The organism is Roseovarius atlanticus (assembly GCF_001441615.1).
GTDB lineage: Bacteria > Pseudomonadota > Alphaproteobacteria > Rhodobacterales > Rhodobacteraceae > Roseovarius > Roseovarius atlanticus.
The window spans coordinates 1-18,815 of record NZ_LAXJ01000023.1 but is presented as its reverse complement, the minus strand read 5'-3'; the positions used below and the strand labels follow the sequence as shown (position 1 = coordinate 18,815).

Here is an 18,815-nt window from a genome sequence, read left to right as displayed (position 1 = left end):
GGTTTCTCCCTTAGCGTATCGGCTGATCACATAAGGGTTGCTTCAATCTCTCTGTCCGCTCTACCAACCGCCAGCTGTGCCAGCATATTGCAAACGCAGCGAATATCGGGTCTGGCGGGCGGCACCGCAGCGCAGACTTGATTGGGCGAGTGTCCCGATTGGTCCGTCAAACCGAAAGCACATCCAGAATGTTTACCCGCTCCAACGCTCGTCGCAGCGCGTGGTTTGAAACCCTCACATAGATCTCGGTGGTCCTGAGGCTGGCATGTCCGAGGAGCGCCTGAACCATGCGGATGTCGATACCCTCTTCGATCAGCAGGGTCGCGGCCGAGTGCCGAAACCGGTGCGGGGTCAGGTGGGGTTCGATGCCGAGGCGTTTTGAGAGCGCCCGCAGACGCTTGCGGAAGGTGGCCGCGCGAAGCCGGCGTCCCACCGTGTTGAAGAACAGCGGTGCTCCGATCGAACCGTGTTCGGAACGCAGCTGGCAGTAGCGCTGAAACTCCTCCTGCAGCTCCCGGTTCGGCACGAAGACGATCCGTTCCTTGCTGCCCTTGCCATTTACGAGGATCTGGCTTCCGTCCGGCGAGACGTCGCGGACCCTTACATTGGTCAGCTCGCTGATCCGGAGGCCGGTCACGATGAGCAGTTTGATGATCAGGATCGTGACATCGTTTTGTGAGGCAGGCGTAGCGTCGTCAGCGCCCGGCTTTGACCGCACAGCGAATGTGGCTTCACCCTCTTGGAGAACCGCTCTGAGGGTGTCTCGGTCGATGGGGCGCGGCAGGCGTCGCGGGATCCTCACAGAGATGCGGACATCCGCGAACGGGGAGGGCAGGGCGCTGTTTCGATCTTCGCGCCAGGCAAAGTAGGACTTGAGCGTCATGAGCCGCCGCTCGATGGTCGCGGGTTTGGCGCCCAACTCATCGCGCAGATGGCGCTGGTAGGCGAGGATGTCGTCTTTCGACAGCGGGTTGCTGAGATGGTGGGCCTCGGTGAAGCGGGCGAAGGTGCGCAGATCCTGGGCATAGGCCGCAAGGTGTGATGTCCGACGCCGCGCTCATCGCGGCAGGCATTGACGAAAGCGGTGTGATCGAGGTGGGGCATGCTGAACTCCTTTGGTGGGGTTCAGCCAGTTCAGCATGTCGTGACTTGGGTCTCTAAATCCGCTTCCGCTCCGGTAACGATAATGGCCCGCCTTATCAGTCCCCAGATCTATCCCCAGAAATTGTGGACAGGTCGGAAAGCCCAGACGCAGGCCCTAAATTGAATGGAACGTTGACGACAGCGGCCGAACCCTCTGGAATTCGCCACTTTCCCGGAGGAATTATTTAAAACCTATTAAGAAAAATCGCGTTTAATATTTTGTTAACCAGAAACGATTGATCGGTTTAATTGAGCAGCCTAAATACTTTATATCAATTTAGTTATAGGAGATAATTGATATGAAGATTAAAATTAACGAAAACAACCGTCAAAAGATTGAAGCCAGTATTGGGCGAGTAATGGGCAAAGCCAAACGTTTTGTACACACGTCGAGTGACCTGAAAGAGCTCGTCGAGGAGGCGGAAGCCGATCTCGCGAAGTTTGGCTTGGCAAAATCCAATAGACCTGGCGCCTGTCTCACAGCCCGTCTGCGAGGACCTGCCAAGAGCTACAAGTATAATGCTGTTGCCTCGACTGTCGTGATTAAACGTGGGCCTTCCGGCTGGTTCTTGGTGAACGTCGTCCGTGATGAGGTCTCTCCAGCGCAAGGCCGTCGTTACGAGCTCGTCCTTGAGGAAGAGCATGTTCGTGCCGCTGTTCCCACCTGGAAACGCTGCTACGGCATTCAAATCAATTGGCAAGGACATGAGGGGCAGGCCGGCACGGTCTGAGTCCTGGAAGTGGGTCAATAGGTCCCAGCCGGACCGAGATACACCGGCAGGACAAAAAAGCCTCCATCCAATAGATGAATTCGACGTGGTTCTTTAGTAACTCTTGGTGTCGGAGCGCCAGGCATCGATTGAATCACGCCTCTTTTGTATCGGACTTCCCTCACGTTCAATTTGGTTGGGGCAGCCTATGCTAGGATGTTGCCTGTCCGGGAATATTCGAACACCGATCTGCGGCGTCACATGCGCCGCAGGTCAATTCTCAAACCGGCAGGCCGGAGAGGCATAGAATCGCGCACATCCTCATGCGGGACTGAAAGTCACCGATCAAGAAAGTCTTCTAGCTTTTCACTTCTAGGTCTTCCAGTTTGCCACCTTGCTTCAAGTATTCGGTTATCCATTGCGGTCTTCTGCCCGGGCCATAGATCCATTTCTCTTTCGGATTCTCAGGGTTTTGGTGCGTGGGCTGCTTTTTTGATTTTCGGGGTTCCGCACCAAACAATTCCGATGCATTGAAGCCCAACTCCCGAGCGCGTTCCTCAAGATCCGCCTTTGCCCGTTGGCGTGCCTCTTCTTCTTTTTCCCGAATTAACCTTTCGACATAGACTTTGATGTCTTTGAGTTCTGGTAGATCAAGGCTCTCCAACTGATTTTTAATCACCACTTATCTCCAATTTTCTATTCTGTATTATTATGAGAAAATATTGTTTAGGAAATTAATATTTTTTCCGAAATGGGAAGATTTGCGGCAGTAGGGTGACTTGTCGTTCTACAATGTCAAACGGGCGCGCGATGATCATCCCGCGCACCCGTCTGCATCTGAGTCTGTTGCCTTTGGAGTCGTTATCGACTTGAACCTGAACGTCAGGCGATTTCCAACCAATCAGAGAAGTGGTCCTCGATCACCGAGTACTTGCCATGCTTTTCGAGCCAGGCGATCGTCTCGTCGGACGACATCGGCGTGAGTCTGCGTCGTCCTTCCCTGATACCGTCCTCGAGTTCAACCGCGTAGTGCGAAAGGGGACCTCCGTCGCCGACGATGAACCAAGCGCCATTCCTGGAGCGATAGAGGTCCTCTAGAAACCACGCCAAGTTATTCGGAGTCGCATAGCGAACAGAGGTGATTTCAGTGGCTTGGTCGGTATCGTAGATCTTCTTATTGAAAATGATCTTCATATTTTGTTCCTTGTCTTGTGATGACCGGAACTTAGAGAATTCCAGTTTAAGAAACGTAAAAGAATTTGCTTTTCTGATAGCGGCATCTTGTTTCACCATTTTTGGGTAACTGCTTTCGGCATAATCAAAAGCCGCTCGCTTCGATCTTTTCTGGATATTTTGTTCCGCGGAGTAGCGAACCCTGGCGAGAATTTGTGCTAGCAAAATCGTTTGGTCAGACGGTGACTTGGAGCAACGGCTGCAGGGCGACCTCCACCCTTTTGTGGCGCGCTTGATCCAGCGGCAGGATCGGGCGCGGCGGCGTGATACCTCCGAAACCGAGGATTTCCGCAATCGCGAAAATCACCCGGAAGCTCCCGAATTCCCGGAACAGGGCCCAGAGAGGAGCGAAGGCCTGATTGATGCGCTCGGCTTCGGCCGCAGTCCCCTGCTGGGCCGCGCGGGTGAGGGCGGCGGGTTCCGGCAGAAGACCGGCCACCACACTATACCAGCAGGCGGCACCGGCGAGCAGCGCATCCTTCGCGCCCCAATCGCCGCTGTGGCCGATGGCAAACCTTTCCGGTGTCACGGCCCGCAAGCGCCGCATCTCGCCGGCAAAACCCCCGTCCGACGGCAGCGGCATCTTGACCGCTGTCACGTTCGGCTGCTCGGCCAGGCGCGCGATCAGGTCCGGGCTGAAGGTGAATTTCGTAGTGCCAGGATTGTTGTAAATTCAAAGCAGCAATTCATCAGCCGCGGCGACGGCTTCAAAATGGCGAAAGACCTATTCGTCTGTCAGCGGCTGGTAGGACATGCTCGCAAGAAGCAGGCCTTCTGCGAAAACGCGCCTTGCGTCGCGCGCGAGATCCTCGGCGACATCGGTCGCCAGAGCGCCGACTCCGACAATAAGCGGCGTGCGTCCCGCCAAACACTCTACGGCGGCTCGCGCCGCGCGCTTGCTCACCTCCGGTGTCAGGCAGGCGAAACCAACGCGACATACTCTGGATCCGACGGGCCGAGAGCTATGGTCCGGCACGCGTGACTGTCAATTCTGTTCAGACGGGGAACTATCTGGGTGCAACCGCCTGGAAATGCCGGACTGTATATCCGTGATCTCGTTATTTTCCACAAACGTTTCAAGATGGTGAAACAATCACCCTATTGTTGCCGCATTACTGAGTTAGTGAATTTAGCGCTGTCGGTAGTCTTGGAGAATTTTTGAGATGTCGCGCATTTGGATTTTCGGCTGTGTTCTCGTCACGGTGGTCGCGGCGTTGAAGACGCTGATTGTTGCCGAGCTGGCCTATCCGCAGGCCGGGCCGGGCATGGGCATCCTTTCCGGACTTTTTGCGCTGTTCTTCGCATTGACCGCGATTGTGGCCTATGTCGCCTGCACGCAGCTTAACCGCCACGTGGTGCAGCGGCGTCGTGAAAAACTGGCGCCAGGAGTCAGCGAGCCCATCGCCAAGGAAACCGTGATCCTGCGCCATGCACCGGATTGGGGTCTGTCGCAGGCCGAAGCGGATGTGGCAATTTTCGTGGCCAAGGGCTTCTCCAACAGCGAGATCGCCGGAATGCGCGGCAGTGCCATCACCACGGTGAAATCTCAGCTGGGCCGCATTTACCAAAAATCCGGGCTTGAAACGCGCTACCAACTGATCGCCTACGTTACCGACGAGGTGGTTTCAATGGCCAAGGAAGCCGATACTCCAGATGCAAAGGTGGATACGGCGAACGTCCTGCCGCTGGTCGGGCGCCGCAAGCAGACCGCGGCCTGATCCCTTGTCATTGGATTGAAGCCGTCGAGAGTTTTCATCGCGATACTGAGCTGAATTGCGTGCTCAGCGTGAAATACAGCAGGGACCCTGTCGTGCCAATCAATAGAGGAGCGAGCTGCGATACAACCAATACTGACATACGTCCGATCCTACGCAGTGTCTGGGATCTTTTTCTTGCGTCAAGGCGGTTGCAGGGCAGCGCGTCGCTGCTACCGTGACCTTCATGGAACGCCGTATACTCGAAACGAAGGTTGTTCATCCTGAGCAGGGCGAGATCACCCTGTTCGAGGTCGTCGACATCGTCGGGGGTGTCGAAGTCTATCCCGACGAACGTCCTCTATTCACGACGCGAGACATGGCGCAGGCCTGGATCGATCAGAGAGTAGAAAAAGGACGCTGACGCGGTCGCAATCTAGTGGGATGCAGGACGGACACCGCGCCTGCGTCCATCACTCATACGCCACATATCGATGTTGCCAGAACAGCCAAGCAAACACAACCAAAAGGCGAGATAGCTAACATATGCAGGCGGCTGCATGGCCACTCACCACCCAGCCGCCCGGCCCCAGGCTGGAAGGTAGCAGGGGCAAGTTTTTCGCCGACCCGTCCCTTTTGGGCGAGCGAGTCGACGGTGGCAGGGATAAAATACCACACGAGAGACCGCGGGGAGCGGACGCCCGCTCGAATACTTTGCACTCAAGTTGCTCGCAGGCGCAATGCGAGACTTTGCAAAACAACGATTCTATGTCGCCCAGTATCGGCAGTTCAAGGTGTCTGCTGGTGGAGGGTGGGCGCCCATCTGAGCGACAGATCTAAGGACGCTCCAACGAGCCGAGGCATTCGGAATGATGCTGCAAGCTTGTCGTGCGGCACATCCTCATCCCATGCTCCAACAAGATCAAAGATTTCCACCTGCGGATTACGCTATTAACTTGGTGGTTTCGCCGCAACTCGGCTCGACAGCCCTCGATGGCAGCTTGCGTGAAGCATATTCAAATTGATTTTGCGGCAATGGTTTCTCATGCTCGACCGATGGATATTGCCCTTATCAAAACTTTCCTGGAGGTGGCTGCGACGGGATCTTTTGTTCAAGCCTCGGACCGCCTCTTTGTAACCCAGTCTGCCGTTTCGCTAAGGGTGCAGCGATTGGAGGAAAACTTGGATCGGCCTGTGTTTGCCCGCTCGAAAGCTACGCGCGAGATCATGCCTAGCAATTTTAAATTTTGTTAGGTATACTGTGCCAAGCAAAACACGAAAGTGATAGGCATGACTTCCCTCAGCAGCATCGCAATGAGTGCATATACCGATCTTGTACGTCTCTTAAGGGATGAAGCAGTCTCCGGTGCGAAAGGCAAGCCAACGCTGAAACAGCGCGGCGACAAAGCATATTGGTACGCTGCGCGCCGCGTCGGACACGACACGCGTTTCTTCTATATTGGGGAAGATAACGAGGAAACGCGTGGACGAATCGACCGCATCGAAGATCTGCAAGAAACTGGAAAAGAGCGGCAGGCCGAGCGATCTCGCCTGGTCCGATTGCTGCGCGCCGAAGGCATGACACCGACCGATCGGGCGACGGGCTCAATCCTGTCTGCGATGGCTGAGACGGGAACGTTCCGACTGGGCGGTACAATCGTAGGCACGAACGCGTTTCGACTTTATGAAGGTGAGCTCGGCGTACGTCTGCCCTTAGGAGGCATGGCCAACACCGGCGATATCGACATTGCACAGTTCCAAAAGCTCAGCGTCGCCTTGCAAGATAAGGTCGACCCGGGCCTCGCGGAGACGTTCTCTGTGCTCAAATTCGATCCCTTGCCTGGTCTTGATCCGGGGCGCACCTGGCGATGGGCGCAGGGCGGCAGCGGCCAGTTGGTCGAATTCCTTACACCCGCCTTTGGAGATGAAACCATTCGCGACTTACCAGCGCTTGGCGTCAACGCGCAGGCATTGAACTATCTCAATTTCCTTATTGCGGAGCCGATTTATGCAGCGGCCATTTATAGGTCAGGGATACTGGTCCAGGTGCCGCGTCCGGAGCGCTACGCAATTCACAAGTTGATTATCGCGGATCGCCGGCGTGACGGGGCAGGGAGCCTAAAGGCAGTCAAGGATAGGGAACAGGCTGCGTTTCTCATAGAAACGCTCGCCGAGGATCGGCCGGACGATTTGTCACAAGCATATACCACGGCACAGGACGTCGGTCCGCGCTGGCGGGAACATATTGCAAAATCACTTGACCGCATGCCTGAAACGCGTGCCATCCTGAGCAGACTTTAACGCCGACCATCGTAGTGACGATCTACGTACACCATTGGCGCGGCGATCATCGCCATGGTGATCATCCCGATCTCATACCGCAACAACCACGGTGATATGAGATGGTCATCCAAAGCTGTGCTGATTGACAAGCGCGAAGCCGCTCAGGGCGCGAGTTTGAAACAAACGGTCGCAACCTGATCAGAAGGCCATTACTTCTGCAACCTCTGCTGTAACCAGAGCTGACCATCACTGTTCGTAAAATGAACTGAGACCGGTTCGCGACCTAAGTTGCTCGGGACGATACGACTTCACATCGCCGCTTTGCACAACTGCAGCGGCTTTCATACGCGTTTTTACCGACGGGTGCAGAAGGAAGTCGTCTCCCACTTCCCGGACGCCCTTTTTCCAAGGGATTCGCAACGCACCGAAAGAGACCATGGCATCTTCGCGGTGTTGCAGGCCGAGAGGATCAGGGGCGCGATTGAGCATGTGCTCGTTGATCTGGATAGAAGGCACGCACTCCTGGAGCTCCTTAACCATCCAGTCGAGAGCGATATCACTGAGCCGCGATTCAGCTTCGGGGTAGCTGCCACCAATGTCACTATGACATCCTGGGAACCAGACCTGTTTGAGCCATTCAGGGCGTCTCGCCTTGGTTTCGACCGCGGCAGCGACCGAAGCCCATCCAACCCTTGGAAAGTCAGCGCGATCTTCGTCAATGGCCATCGCGTGCCGAGCATGCTGAACATCCGGGTCCAGCCACTTGTCATAGTTTTTCTTGTTCCAGGCTGCGAAATGGCCGGTCCCCAGAATTTGCGCCCAATCCGAGAGACGCCAGAGCTTCAGCTTGCGGTTGGGATCCTCCGAAAAGAACTTGAAGTTGTCGACCAGAAGCTTGGCCAGTTGCCAGGTCAGAGCTGCTCCCGTTAGACCGAGCAGTGCAGTTGCGACCCACGGCCAGTCACGCGCGAGGGACGCGACGAATGCGGCGCCAACGGCAATGGTCACGCCCCATACAAGCGTTCTTACGACGGCGGTTCTGAGCGAAGCGACGGTATCGAACACGCCGATGAAATGCGGCTGTACGTTGCCCTGGACATCCTCGCCCTCGATCGGGGCGCTGGAATATTTCTGCCGGAATCTGCGGCCCAGCTCTTCGCGACGGTCGTAATAGGGCTGCTCGGTTCTCGGCTTTCCCGCGCCGTGGTTGTAAACGAACGTCACCGCATCCTTGGCGATTTTCCTGAGCCCCGGGCCATAGCGTGGGACGGGGCTTCCATCCGGCATGCGCGTCGGGATTCCGCACAAGTTCATGACATTGGCCAGGGCCCTAACCGTGTATGCGCCGCGAGAGAACCCGAAAAGCAGGACCCGATCTCCCGGCTCGTAATGTGCAATGATCTGTTCGTAGCAATCGATGATGTTGTGATCGATACCAGTGCCGACTGAACTTTCGAGGACTGGCTTGATGCGACTTAAGACGCCGCCGCGTTCTCCCGTGCCGAGACCGGGATCATAGAATGCGACCTGATCCTTCGGACTGATCGGTGAGTCCGGACCGGGGCGCATCGCACGGTACATCTTGTAAACGTTTGAAAGGTGTTGATCCGGCCGGGCCCCGCCCATCTGTCCGGTACCATCGGAAAAAATACAGATGTTTTTAGCCAACTGGATGCTCCTTCTGTTCTGTAATCAAATTGATTTGCCCGGGTCTGCGGTCGCGCAAATGCGAACCCAATGCTGCGAGCGAAAGAGGATTTGAACCACAGTAGAACATGCTGGAAACGCAGGAGTCCACCTGATATTGTGGTGATAATAAAGTAAGTCGCAATATGTATGTGACTGCACGGGAAATTTTACATGACCCCGACCAGTATTGACCTCAAGCGCATCGATCCGTTGCTCAACATGCGCCGTTTCTATCGCATGAGCCTGCAGCCTGACTTATTCGGCGGTGTTGACCTGATCCGCGAATGGGGCCGGATAGGGTGTCGAGGCCAGTTGCTCATCGAGCGACATTCTGACGACGCCGCGGCCATAACATCGATGCAATCACTGGAAGTCTCAAAGCTAAAACGAGGGTATGAGACCGCCGCGCTGTGAAGAACCGCTCTGCCGCGGCGGACACCTGAGCGCCCACATTTCCAGCGTGCCACCGAAGCGTCGCAACTTTTGGTACCAATGATCGTCGCCAATAAGACGATTTCCATATCCAGAGCATGCATGAACAGGCTTAAGCCGCCTTCAGTGACAGGCCGGAAACTGTACAAATTCGAAACTGCGAAAACCACATCACAACTTAATCAAAAGATCCGCCGGGATCGAGCTCTGCCAGTTCCTTTGGCCACATTTGCCTGTCGTGCACGGGCCGCATGGCAACACAAAGGCCGCCAAAATCCAGAACGGTTTCTGCCTTTTCGAAGTTCAGTCCAAAATGACTGGCAAGGTCTTTCGCGGCAAGATTGACCGCATGCTCAAGCCGGTTCCGATGCACATCAAATCGCGGGTGTTCTGACGCGGATAACGCCGAAAGAACGTCGTTAACATTTAGGTACTTCGTCATAGGTGTCCTCCGATATAGAGCTTGCTTAAGGTGGCCAGTCGGCCTTGGTCGGCATCTTCCGACTTTGCCAAGCTTCGACAATTCAGGTTTGGTGGTGTCAGTTGTTTATGGATATCGCTTTGCATTGATCTTCCTTTCTCATTCGAAACATGGGTGCGAATGTTAAAGAAACGTTAATTGTAGCTATGGCTCTACGCGTGAGGTTAATACGGCCTTTCCAAGCAGGTGCAAAATCTGTCGGCACAGTCGAGACATGTCGCCGGCGTCAGATCTTGGAAGATTCTGTGTACCGGGGTTCCATCGGTTTCGGCATTGCCTCCAGGATGGTTGTTCTTGACCTAGCGCATATGGTGTTAATCGCCGATCCGAATAAAGGGCATCGATCTGTATAGATTTATTGGGGTTTCACCTCGATTTACGTCATTTTAACTGCGCTACCGTAGTTTCCTCTGTAGCAAACGGAGTGAAGAATGCCTGAAATCAAAACGTATTTTGCAATGCCTCTCCCCTCTGACCGTGACCGTAAGTCATGCCCAATCAAATTGCTGAGGAGAATGCGGAAAGAAGGTAAATCAAAGCACGATCTGCGCAGTTTCAAAATTGTGCGCGGTCTCTCGAGTTTCTGTATGCGCGATGTCGGGGGGAAAGGCGATTGCGAGGGAGCCATAGCTTTCATAAAGCAATTTTGCAAAGAGGCCAATCTCGACGGGAAATGGGAATTTAACTACCACCAGATCTGGCAAGACGGAATCTTTGTTCAATGCGGCGGAGGCAGCTACTCGTTCGACATGGCAACTGGTGAACAGGTAGACATGACGAAGACCGAAATGTCGTTCTGCAATTCCGTTCGCGATACGCCCGCAAGCGACGCAACCTAAGCGTTCAAACGGAAATTACAGGACGCGGTGCGGGTAAATCTTGATCCGCATTCGCCATGGTGCATCATGTGGAATCCTCGAGGCCGAAAGGAAATCTTTCTTCCCGTCATCCGCGTGTCCGTTTGGAGTGTGCCTTCGGGGCTGACTGCCACGCCAGGTTTAGAGCGCTCGGTGCGTAAAATCGTGATCTCCTCACATATACAGGGAGGAAGAGACGCTATTGTAGAACGGTCCAGGCGGCTTGGATCTTTGCTTTCTCCGCGGCACTCCGAAATCGACTTTTCTAGCCTTGCCCAACAGCGACCGGTGCATACCACTCTCAGCGTCTGCGATCCCGGTCCTAGCAAAGTAGCTTCCGCCTAAATTCCGCAATGGGTAAAGCCAAGAGCCACGCTGATCCGCGCACTCCAACGGAATTTAACCGTTGGCAAGATGGAACTCCGCGAAGGTCAAAATTTACCAAAGACCAAAGAAATTTTCCTGATTTAACATTCCCTTAAGGATCTTCGCGTACATAGGAATTCTAACTAAAGGATAAAATATGTCTGTAGATACCATTAAATTCTCGTGCACCCTTGATCTCAGGGAACGCGAAAACGTTTTAACCGCCCTCGAATTGCACGAAACACTTCGCAATGAGCATCATCGACCCATCTGCATGTTCAGCTTCAGCGTGTCAGTTCTCGAGCCATCAGAGTCTTCAACCGTCATCTGGTTGCGAGACGTGGATGAACAGGCTGAAATAGATGCGGTACGTTATTTCATAGAGCGTCTTTGCGACGAAATCGCCCTCACTGGGATTTGGGGCTTTGAATATAGCTGCAACAGTTTCACAAACTTGGTTCCTGAATTCGGAGGGGGAGTCATGCTCTTCGACCTCAACTCGGGTGATGTCGTGGAATGGCAATCGACCGACGAGTTGATGGAGAAAGCACTTCAGGATCCGTCCTCGATTTCGACGCCGGCTACAGTCTAGCGAGCGGCATCCAGAGGCCGGGTGCGATTGGCGCCCCGGCCTCTATGATCAATCGACCTTGGGTTCAAATCGCATAGCCTCTTTCAGGGAAACTCGTGCACGCCCTTTTGACGACGTCAATCTCCTTAAAAATATAGGGATCCAGGAAAGCTCTTTTTGGGACTGCCCAGGCGGCTTGGATACTTACTTTCTCCTCGGCACTCCAAAATCGCCTTTTATAGCCTTGTCCAACAGCTATCGTTGCATACCGCCCTCGGCGGCTGCGAACCCGGTCACAGCGATGCGCGCTTCTACCCAGATCCCGAAACGCGTATCAGCCGGAAGCCAAACTGAATGGTGTTCTCCAACAGAATTCGACTGTTTGTCCATTGATCTCGGTAAAGACCATAACTTGACCAAATCAAAGAAAATTCCCTGATTTAACATTCCTTTAAGGGTGCCCGTGTAAATAGGAATTGCTTTAACTGGAGAAAATTAATGAGCAAATATACAATCAAATTTTCATGCACGTTCGACTTCATTGATGAATGGTACGCGTACGAAGCTGTGAAACTTCATAAGTACCTGCGCGAGGTGGATGACCCATCCCTGGACATGTTCAGCTTTGACGTTTCAATTCTTGAACGTGATGATCTCTCTGCAGTCATCTGGTTGCGAGACTCGGCGGGACAGGCTGACATCGGGGCCGTGATTCATTTCATGCACCGGTTTTGTTTCGACTTCGAATTCAAAGGCGCTTGGGGATTTCAGTACAGCCGCGTCTGTTCCACCGGTCGTGCCGATGAATATGGAGGAGGCGCAATTCTCTTCGAAATGAAGTCCGGTCGGGTCATAGCCTGGAATTCGACTCAAGGCTGGCTGCAGAATGCGATTCAGGAGCAGACCGCGATTTCGACACCCGCTGCATTCTACTGAAAACAGCCAATTGAGGCCGGGTGCGATTGGCGTCCCGGCCTCTACGTGCAATCTGTTCTGGGTTCAACTCGCATAGCCTGCTTCAGGGGAATGCGTGCACTCCCGTTTGACGGCTTCAATGTCCTCGCCGTGGATTTCTCGCTGCTGGATCAGTGTCTTGGTAAGGCGGAGAAGAAAGCCCTTGTTTTTGTCGACCAGATCAAGTGCTTGGTCTTGTGCGCGACGCAAATGGGTCTCGACTCGATCCCGGACATCTGACGGCGCACGCCACACGTCTGCAGCTGCAATGCCGTCCCAGAGTAGTCCGCTGTCGCCGAACCCCCATTGTCGTTCGATAGCCAACGCCAGGCTTGTCGCCTTTGCCAGGTCGCTTTGCTCCCCCGCACCAGCGCCAGAACTTGCATCCCCGAAGATGCAGAGCTCCGACGCTCGGCCAGCGAGCAAAACTTGCAGCCGCTTTTGGGCTGTCTCAGGCGTCAGCGAATTGACGGGCACGTGCTCTACCCGGCCCCCTTGTGTGGAGAGCGAAACGCGCTTCGGAAGCGGCAATCCAAGCTGCAGCATGACCAAGACATGTCCAGCCTCATGCACCGCTGCGCGCCTGAAAGTGTCGTCGTCGAGCTGGGGCGCAACCTGATCCGCGGCAATCTCCAGATGCCGCTGGGCCACATGGACAGCATCGGCCCTCGCGCGCCCAAGAGCATCGCGCGCAACTGCCTCGGCGTCTGCGCCGGACATGCCGACCAGGCGGTCTGCAATTGCGGCGATATCAACATCCTCGGCGATTGCGGACCCGATTTTGGCTCTCAGGATTGCCTCAAGCCCGGTTTTGTCAGGATACGGGACATGAATCTTGAGATCGAAGCGGCCGCTGCGGATGACTGCCGGGTCCACGGTGTCCAAGTAGTTCGTTGCGCCGAACAGTAACAGGCCGCCAACATCTTTCGTCCGATTAATTTGTTCCAGCAGTCCGTTTACGACGCCTCTGAGGTAATCGACATTGTGCGCTCTTGCGTCCCGTTGCGAGAAGCTGTCGAGCTCATCGATGAAGAGTACGGCTGGGGCAGACTGCTTTGCATCGACAAACGCGCGGTCGAGAGCTCCAAGCATGTCGCCTTGGTGCCCGTATTTCTGACAATCGCTATACGATGTCGCGATGATCGGAATGCCCGCCGACCCTGCGAACGCCTTGGCCAGCGTTGTTTTCCCGGTGCCCGGAGGCCCATGGAAAACCGCGCTCGAGGCAACATCAGACCACGGCAGATCACCCCGTTGCCACAGGTTCAGATCGTTCAACATTCGATCAAGGGACTTTCGCACTTCAGCGAGACCGAACACCGCATCGAGCGTAACGGTCGGCACTTGGCGCGTTAGTTTGGCTGCGATCTTGGCGAGGCCATCGGCAACCTTGAGCGATGTCGGCGCGGCGAAAGCCGCGTCGATCTGCGCCGGCTGAAACATCGCTAGCTTCCTGCCTCCCGGCAAGCGATTGCGGATTTCAGCCTCGGACAGTTGGCCCGTCGCAGAATGCGTCAACCGGAGCGTCTCCAGCACCACATCTGACGAAAGACCGTGCCACGTCACCTGACGCGTGACGAGTGCATTCATTGCATCATCGAGTTGCCCGGCATCCGTTGTCACAAGGAGGACCGCCCCGCCTTGGGAGAGGCTTCGCTCCAGCCGAGCCCCCCACATGCCCTGTTTGAGAGGACTCAGTCTTAGGCCGCGCTTGTCGTCTTCGTCCTGCACGAAATGACGCAATTCCGCGTTCTCCGGGTCGCGCAGATGGCTTTTCCAGCGCTTTTCTGCGCGCTCGAGAATCTGCTTCATTTGCCACAAAAACTGTTTCGGACACACGAAATTCGTCACGCTTCCGGGTGCAAAAAGCTCATGCAAATGCTCGTCGCTGTCCACAAGCATGCTCAGACCCAAAGCCGCCGAGATGATGGACGCGGGCGGATCGTCTTTCTGCTGCATTCTGCCTTCAGCAAGCGAAGACTGCGCCCAAGGGTCGCAGCCGTTGCCGATTGCCTCTGCGATTTCGCCCTCGGTCATCGATTGAGCCAAAGGGGTCTTTGGGTGTTCCCAGGACCGTTTCGCGGCAGCCTCAGTCACATCGTCAGGCAGGTTCGCGATGAATTCAGGGTCTTCATCATCCTCGAACTCGTCTGGATCCGGGGAGTGGTCGACAGTGACGAAGCCGAGCCACTCGGTCTCGAAAAGACTCAAGACGGTTGATCGAGCCAGGCGTTCTGCGAATTCCGATGAGGTCTCAGACGTGGAGTATGAGGGTGTTTTCATATGCTGCTCCGTCATCCTTGTCCTCCAAGCGTGTTGGTTGCGGCCATGCTGTCCGACAGTCCCAGGTCCTTCATGGCGCGGTCAAAACTTGCGCAGGGAGTGGCACGCAAACTCTCGATCTCGGAGAGCGCAATGCGGTGGGACTGACGTCGGTCTGTGGTGAACTTCACGACATTCTCGGACAGGGCGACAAGTCCGACGATATCGAAATCTTCTTGATCGTAGTGCCGAACACCGGTTGGCGACCGGTGGTATCCCTTCATCAAACTGAAATGGAAGTACCCGTTCCTCGGCCGGCAGGCGGTTTTGATCTGCATGCGTAGTCCGACACCTGCACAATACACGATGCGGTCGGCCGGAAGAATTTCTGGCAAATCGGAGGAGGGGAGACCGAAGCGGAACAGAATGCTGTCGACGAAATGCTCTCCGGCGAGCCCGAACCACTTTGCGTTTCTGGTGAGGGTATCTCGCGACAAGTTCGGGAAGTCTCGCAAGTCTTCACTGCACGGCGACTCTTCAGATGCAAACAGCTCTTCGAAGCCGCGTAACGGCGGTTGTTTCTTCATTTTCAATATCCTTATGAGTAAGCTTGAGCTGCCGGTCGGCGAGAACACCGAACGGGCAAAGCGACTGGCTTTAATTGAGGCGGTAGTTACGCGGCGAGCGGCAGAATGCTGCCATCCACCCAGTGTGCTTCACAGGCATGTGCATGCTCGAACATCTGTTCGAGACAGGCCTCGGCCTCAAAGGCCAGATCATAGACTGCAGTTGGAAGCGCTTTCGACGCCTGCAACCGGCATTTCATGGCCTTGGCATGGATATCGCAGATCGCGCCTACCGTTGTCGCCGAGATGGCACGTTTCATCAAACCTGCCATCCTGCGCAGCAGAAGATCACTCGATGAAAGTGGTGAGACACGGATCAGCTCGTCGGCTTGAAGAGCGACCAGTTTCCACGCGGCATCTGCGTCTGCGACGGATGTGCGAAACGCAATGTCCCACCCGGCCTCCTGGGCCCATTCTTCTTCCTCGAGCGCGAACAACACCCGGGTCAAAAGTTCGCAGAAACCGTCAAAAATACATTTTTCTGGCTGAGCGCCCGCTTTCGGAGCCTGGATGGAAGTGATATTAATATTTTTAGTCATGGTGATCTCCTCTGTAGATCGCTTTGGTTAGAGCAAGGCAGGAGGTGCAACTCTTGCTTTGCTCGCTACATTATGATATTAAATAATATCAATGTCAACCCTGATTCTGGATTTCTGCATATGACGCAGCGCGGGCGACCGAAATCTGACACAACCGGCGTGATGTTACGTCTCCACGAGGACATGCTTCGCATTATCGACGCGGAGCGCGAGAGGCGGCCGGACATGCCCTCTCGCCCGGAAATGATCCGACGGGTGCTCGCCGAATGGGCGGAGAAAAAAATACAAGATTCCGAAAAATAGACAGATCGAAAGCGGTTGAATGCTGCAATCGGGGAGGGCAGACGATGCCAGTCAAAAGTGGTACGGAGCCGATCCTCCGCCTGATCATTTCCGTGTCCCTGCATATCATTCTGGAGTCGCATCGTACTTTTGCCCGATCCGTGCGCGCTCGAATGCCCGGACCGGTGAGGTCGCTGACACATGCGTGATCTGCACGGCCCGGCTCCCGTTCAATCCTTTCGAAGTATTCGGACTTCCATAATGTTGTTGCGTCTTCTCGCTTTGATGCCCGAGTGCTGACGCGATACCGCAGCGGTTGAATTGGTGGGCTGACGCTCGCAGATCGGACGCAAGAGCATGCCGGAACACGTACGGTGACAGATTGCAATTCAACCTTGGAAAGGCAACCTTCCCGAGCCGTGCGATCAGCTTGCCAAGCTGGTCGGACACTCGACGCCGGCGTTCAGTTGCCATCAATTCGATGCCTTTCCGGTCATATGTCGGGGCGCCGAGAAACAACCGGACTGCACGATCTGGCTGTTCGGCAACATGGTCGAAAAGCCATGCAGCTTCCGGTGTTTTGCATACGATCTCTATGTACCGCCGCTCCTGACCTTTGCCCGGATGAATTGCGCCGCTTTCTATGCACTTTGACCCGGCGATCTCGAACGCAAGGCGTTGATTTTCTTCCAAGCCAACGGCATCGACCGTCACTCCAAGGTCATCGCAGAGCTCTGAGGGCCGGCAGCCAGTGAGCATCATGGCTGCGATACACGCGCGCCTGCGGTCGTCGAGATGTGTGTCGGACATGACCGCCGCGTTCCAGAAATGGCTGCGCCAATCGTATGCGGAAAGCACCTTGGCCCTGCGTCGCTGATGCTGGTTCAGCTTGTAGAGAGTGCTGTTCTTCGAAGTGGAAGAGCCCGATTTGGTTTCCGTTGACGACGGCTGGCGAGATCGGTGCCGCAGTGCTGTGTGGTCAGGATCGGGTTGAACTGTGATGATGAACTCGACCGCGCGTTCGAGCTTACGCAATTGGACATTGGAAAGATTGCCACTCGCTTGCTGAATATGATCCCAGGTTTCTCCGTCAATGTATGCTGAAATCGTTCGCTCCAGATCGCGTTTTTTATCTTCTCCGGCTGCGAGGTTCAGGATTTGATGCCACAACGGGGGCGCCAATTCGAGGACATCTCGTGCTGCGAGGCGAACGAGCGCGGACCTGTAGCTCTGCCGGCTGTTCGAGCTCAAAAAGGTGCCGTGCTCATCACATATAAGGTATGCGCGAAACGGATCACGTGACGGGTGCTTTCTTGCGAGAGACTTGGCACGCTGTTCGTATTTTGCCCAAGTGCCGCTTTCATAGAGCTTTGCCATCGAAACGTTCTTTTGCGAGTGGTTTGCAAGGTCGTGGGCTTGCAAAGAGGCTTCCAGCAGGTCTGTGTTGCAGCCTTCGAAATTCTCTGAAGGATTACCTGTTGTGGTAGGACTGCTCTGCGAAGAGCGTGAGAGATCGCGATCGTATTTGGTCATTTGTGATGTCTCCTGAAACTGAAAAATTGGTGATCTGAAATTTGTGCTGGAAGAAGGGAGTGTTTCTTGAGAGTCCGCCGCTGTCCGTAGTGGTCCCCCTGGACTTGAGGGGGAGGATGGTTATTCAGCACGTGAAAGTTGGCGAAAAAACCGAAGGCGTCAGAAGCCCCGTGTCCGATATCGCGATAACGCAGCCGTAGCCTGTGGTCGCAAAAATGCGCGTGATGGTAACGGAATTGTTGAAATTTCGGCCTCGGGCTTTTAGTCGGATTATGCATGGTCTCGAACGATCTCCAGGTGGCAAACGTAAATCCTCAAGCCGTCGGCGGAACGCGCCGGCAGAATACCAATGCTCAGAGTTGCCCCCGTCAGACTGATAACGCCTTGGGCCCGGTAAGGCGCTTCGACATCGCGGCAGAAGTCAAAGCGGCGATGGTTCTTGGAAAGGCGTAACCCAGAAAGCTGGCCTTGTATGTGGACATTGCCACCGGTCTTCGGCACAGAGGTGAACTTGACTTCCAGCGCCCGCTCAAACCCGTCGAGGAGGATGGTCGCCACGAATGTTGGGTTCTTTGCGCGCTCGACTCTGTGAAACACGCCTGCGTAGTGCCGGGCCCTTAACCCGGCTAAAGCAAATGAGGTGTAATCTCGCTTCATCTCTTCGGCCGAAGCGCGCCACGTGCCGCTCTCTGAATTAAGGCTGTTACTCATGTCCTTCTCCCTGTCTTGGGAGAAGATGGAGGCCTATATTGCTAGAACGTTAATCCCGAGCGGTGGACTTGCATTTTGACCACGGCGAAGGAAATGCTGGTCCGTTTGAAATGTCGACCGCTCTATGGCTGCTCTATAAGAAATGCCTTAGACGCAGAAATACGTTCGCAACCGCGGTAAGGGTAGGGGGCATGGATCTACTTTACTCTGCCGTGCCGCGCAGGATTTCCAGATTGGACCCAGATGACGTCTATTGATCAACCGGCTTCGCACGGAGAGAGCCACAGATATGGCGTGCTGTTCGTGTTCGCAGCAGGCGTTCTGTGGTCGACGGTCGGTCTTGGGATCCGCCTGATCGAGGAGGCATCTGTCTGGCAGATCCTGCTGTATCGGTCGGTCAGCATGTCATTGTTTCTATATGTCGTCATTCGTGTCAGGTCAGGTGAAAG

The 18,815-nt window shown here is 55.0% G+C and carries 20 protein-coding genes and 1 pseudogene; 9 read left to right on the top strand and 12 right to left on the bottom strand.

Translation table 11 applies throughout. The features are described 5' to 3' along the window. Window positions 1-166: 166 nt before the first annotated feature. The gene (locus XM53_RS17585) at window positions 167-883 is read right to left on the bottom strand and encodes a tyrosine-type recombinase/integrase (protein ID WP_144435602.1); all 717 of its coding nucleotides are present in this window, start codon (window positions 881-883) and stop codon (window positions 167-169) included. A 24-nt stretch (window positions 884-907) separates the two neighbouring features. Further along, window positions 908-1,015 (bottom strand): annotated as a pseudogene (locus XM53_RS24060) (tyrosine-type recombinase/integrase); the annotation flags it as partial. A 427-nt stretch (window positions 1,016-1,442) separates the two neighbouring features. Here XM53_RS24060 and XM53_RS23140 point away from each other — a divergent pair. After that, window positions 1,443-1,874 carry a hypothetical protein gene (locus tag XM53_RS23140; RefSeq protein WP_144435593.1) on the top strand — a complete coding sequence of 144 codons (432 nt, stop codon included), beginning with the start codon at window positions 1,443-1,445 and terminating at the stop codon, window positions 1,872-1,874. Between the two features lie 337 nt (window positions 1,875-2,211). On the opposite strand, the gene XM53_RS22625 is transcribed toward XM53_RS23140, so the two are convergent. The 3 genes from XM53_RS22625 to XM53_RS23585 all read right to left on the bottom strand — a co-directional run bounded on the left by XM53_RS22625 (window position 2,212) and on the right by XM53_RS23585 (window position 3,759). Continuing rightward, entirely contained in the window at window positions 2,212-2,532 is a 321-nt protein-coding gene (locus XM53_RS22625) for an H-NS histone family protein (protein ID WP_160321410.1), read from the bottom strand. Between the two features lie 203 nt (window positions 2,533-2,735). Next, entirely contained in the window at window positions 2,736-3,047 is a 312-nt protein-coding gene (locus XM53_RS17570) for a hypothetical protein (protein ID WP_057795705.1), read from the bottom strand. Between the two features lie 214 nt (window positions 3,048-3,261). Then, window positions 3,262-3,759, bottom strand: coding sequence for a dihydrodipicolinate synthase family protein (locus XM53_RS23585; protein ID WP_201455439.1), 498 nt, complete (start codon window positions 3,757-3,759; stop codon window positions 3,262-3,264). Window positions 3,760-4,249: 490 nt separating this feature from the next. Here XM53_RS23585 and XM53_RS17560 point away from each other — a divergent pair, with 490 nt between their 5' ends. From XM53_RS17560 to XM53_RS17555, 4 genes are all read left to right on the top strand, one after another. Then, entirely contained in the window at window positions 4,250-4,804 is a 555-nt protein-coding gene (locus tag XM53_RS17560; RefSeq protein ID WP_057795701.1) for a helix-turn-helix transcriptional regulator, read from the top strand. Between the two features lie 223 nt (window positions 4,805-5,027). Next, a complete protein-coding gene (locus XM53_RS23460; RefSeq protein ID WP_160321409.1) occupies window positions 5,028-5,204 on the top strand; it encodes a hypothetical protein in 177 nt (58 codons plus the stop codon). Between the two features lie 569 nt (window positions 5,205-5,773). Beyond that, window positions 5,774-6,034 carry a LysR family transcriptional regulator gene (locus XM53_RS24005; RefSeq protein ID WP_328586688.1) on the top strand — a complete coding sequence of 87 codons (261 nt, stop codon included), beginning with the start codon at window positions 5,774-5,776 and terminating at the stop codon, window positions 6,032-6,034. A gap of 60 nt (window positions 6,035-6,094) precedes the next feature. Further along, on the top strand, window positions 6,095-7,081 hold the full coding sequence (locus XM53_RS17555) for a nucleotidyltransferase family protein (RefSeq protein ID WP_236544543.1): 987 nt from the start codon (window positions 6,095-6,097) through the stop codon (window positions 7,079-7,081). Between the two features lie 228 nt (window positions 7,082-7,309). On the opposite strand, the gene XM53_RS17550 is transcribed toward XM53_RS17555, so the two are convergent. Continuing rightward, on the bottom strand, window positions 7,310-8,731 hold the full coding sequence (locus tag XM53_RS17550) for a phospholipase effector Tle1 domain-containing protein (protein ID WP_057795697.1): 1,422 nt from the start codon (window positions 8,729-8,731) through the stop codon (window positions 7,310-7,312). A gap of 192 nt (window positions 8,732-8,923) precedes the next feature. Between XM53_RS17550 and XM53_RS17545 the strand changes: the two genes are divergently transcribed. Continuing rightward, window positions 8,924-9,166, top strand: a complete 243-nt coding sequence (locus tag XM53_RS17545) for a WGR domain-containing protein (protein WP_057795695.1) — start codon at window positions 8,924-8,926, stop codon at window positions 9,164-9,166. 196 nt (window positions 9,167-9,362) lie between these two features. Here XM53_RS17545 and XM53_RS23135 read toward each other — a convergent pair whose 3' ends face one another. Then, window positions 9,363-9,626, bottom strand: coding sequence for a hypothetical protein (locus XM53_RS23135; RefSeq protein ID WP_144435592.1), 264 nt, complete (start codon window positions 9,624-9,626; stop codon window positions 9,363-9,365). Window positions 9,627-10,096: 470 nt separating this feature from the next. Here XM53_RS23135 and XM53_RS17540 point away from each other — a divergent pair, with 470 nt between their 5' ends. From XM53_RS17540 to XM53_RS17530, 3 genes are all read left to right on the top strand, one after another. Continuing rightward, the gene (locus XM53_RS17540; protein WP_057795693.1) at window positions 10,097-10,504 is read left to right on the top strand and encodes a hypothetical protein; all 408 of its coding nucleotides are present in this window, start codon (window positions 10,097-10,099) and stop codon (window positions 10,502-10,504) included. Between the two features lie 541 nt (window positions 10,505-11,045). Next, entirely contained in the window at window positions 11,046-11,480 is a 435-nt protein-coding gene (locus XM53_RS17535) for a hypothetical protein (RefSeq protein WP_057795691.1), read from the top strand. A 477-nt stretch (window positions 11,481-11,957) separates the two neighbouring features. Continuing rightward, a complete protein-coding gene (locus tag XM53_RS17530; protein WP_057795689.1) occupies window positions 11,958-12,395 on the top strand; it encodes a hypothetical protein in 438 nt (145 codons plus the stop codon). 63 nt (window positions 12,396-12,458) lie between these two features. Here XM53_RS17530 and XM53_RS17525 read toward each other — a convergent pair whose 3' ends face one another. The 5 genes from XM53_RS17525 to XM53_RS17500 all read right to left on the bottom strand — a co-directional run bounded on the left by XM53_RS17525 (window position 12,459) and on the right by XM53_RS17500 (window position 18,366). Next, window positions 12,459-14,711: an AAA family ATPase gene (locus tag XM53_RS17525; RefSeq protein ID WP_057795687.1), complete on the bottom strand. Its 2,253-nt coding sequence runs from the start codon at window positions 14,709-14,711 to the stop codon at window positions 12,459-12,461. Next, window positions 14,708-15,262, bottom strand: a complete 555-nt coding sequence (locus XM53_RS17520) for a hypothetical protein (protein ID WP_057795685.1) — start codon at window positions 15,260-15,262, stop codon at window positions 14,708-14,710. Before XM53_RS17520 ends, XM53_RS17525 begins: the two co-directional genes overlap by 4 nt. A gap of 86 nt (window positions 15,263-15,348) precedes the next feature. Further along, the gene (locus XM53_RS17515; RefSeq protein ID WP_057795683.1) at window positions 15,349-15,840 is read right to left on the bottom strand and encodes a hypothetical protein; all 492 of its coding nucleotides are present in this window, start codon (window positions 15,838-15,840) and stop codon (window positions 15,349-15,351) included. A gap of 408 nt (window positions 15,841-16,248) precedes the next feature. Continuing rightward, on the bottom strand, window positions 16,249-17,655 hold the full coding sequence (locus tag XM53_RS17505; RefSeq protein ID WP_144435590.1) for a site-specific integrase: 1,407 nt from the start codon (window positions 17,653-17,655) through the stop codon (window positions 16,249-16,251). A 270-nt stretch (window positions 17,656-17,925) separates the two neighbouring features. Continuing rightward, window positions 17,926-18,366, bottom strand: a complete 441-nt coding sequence (locus tag XM53_RS17500; RefSeq protein ID WP_057795677.1) for a hypothetical protein — start codon at window positions 18,364-18,366, stop codon at window positions 17,926-17,928. Between the last annotated feature and the right edge of the window lie 449 nt (window positions 18,367-18,815).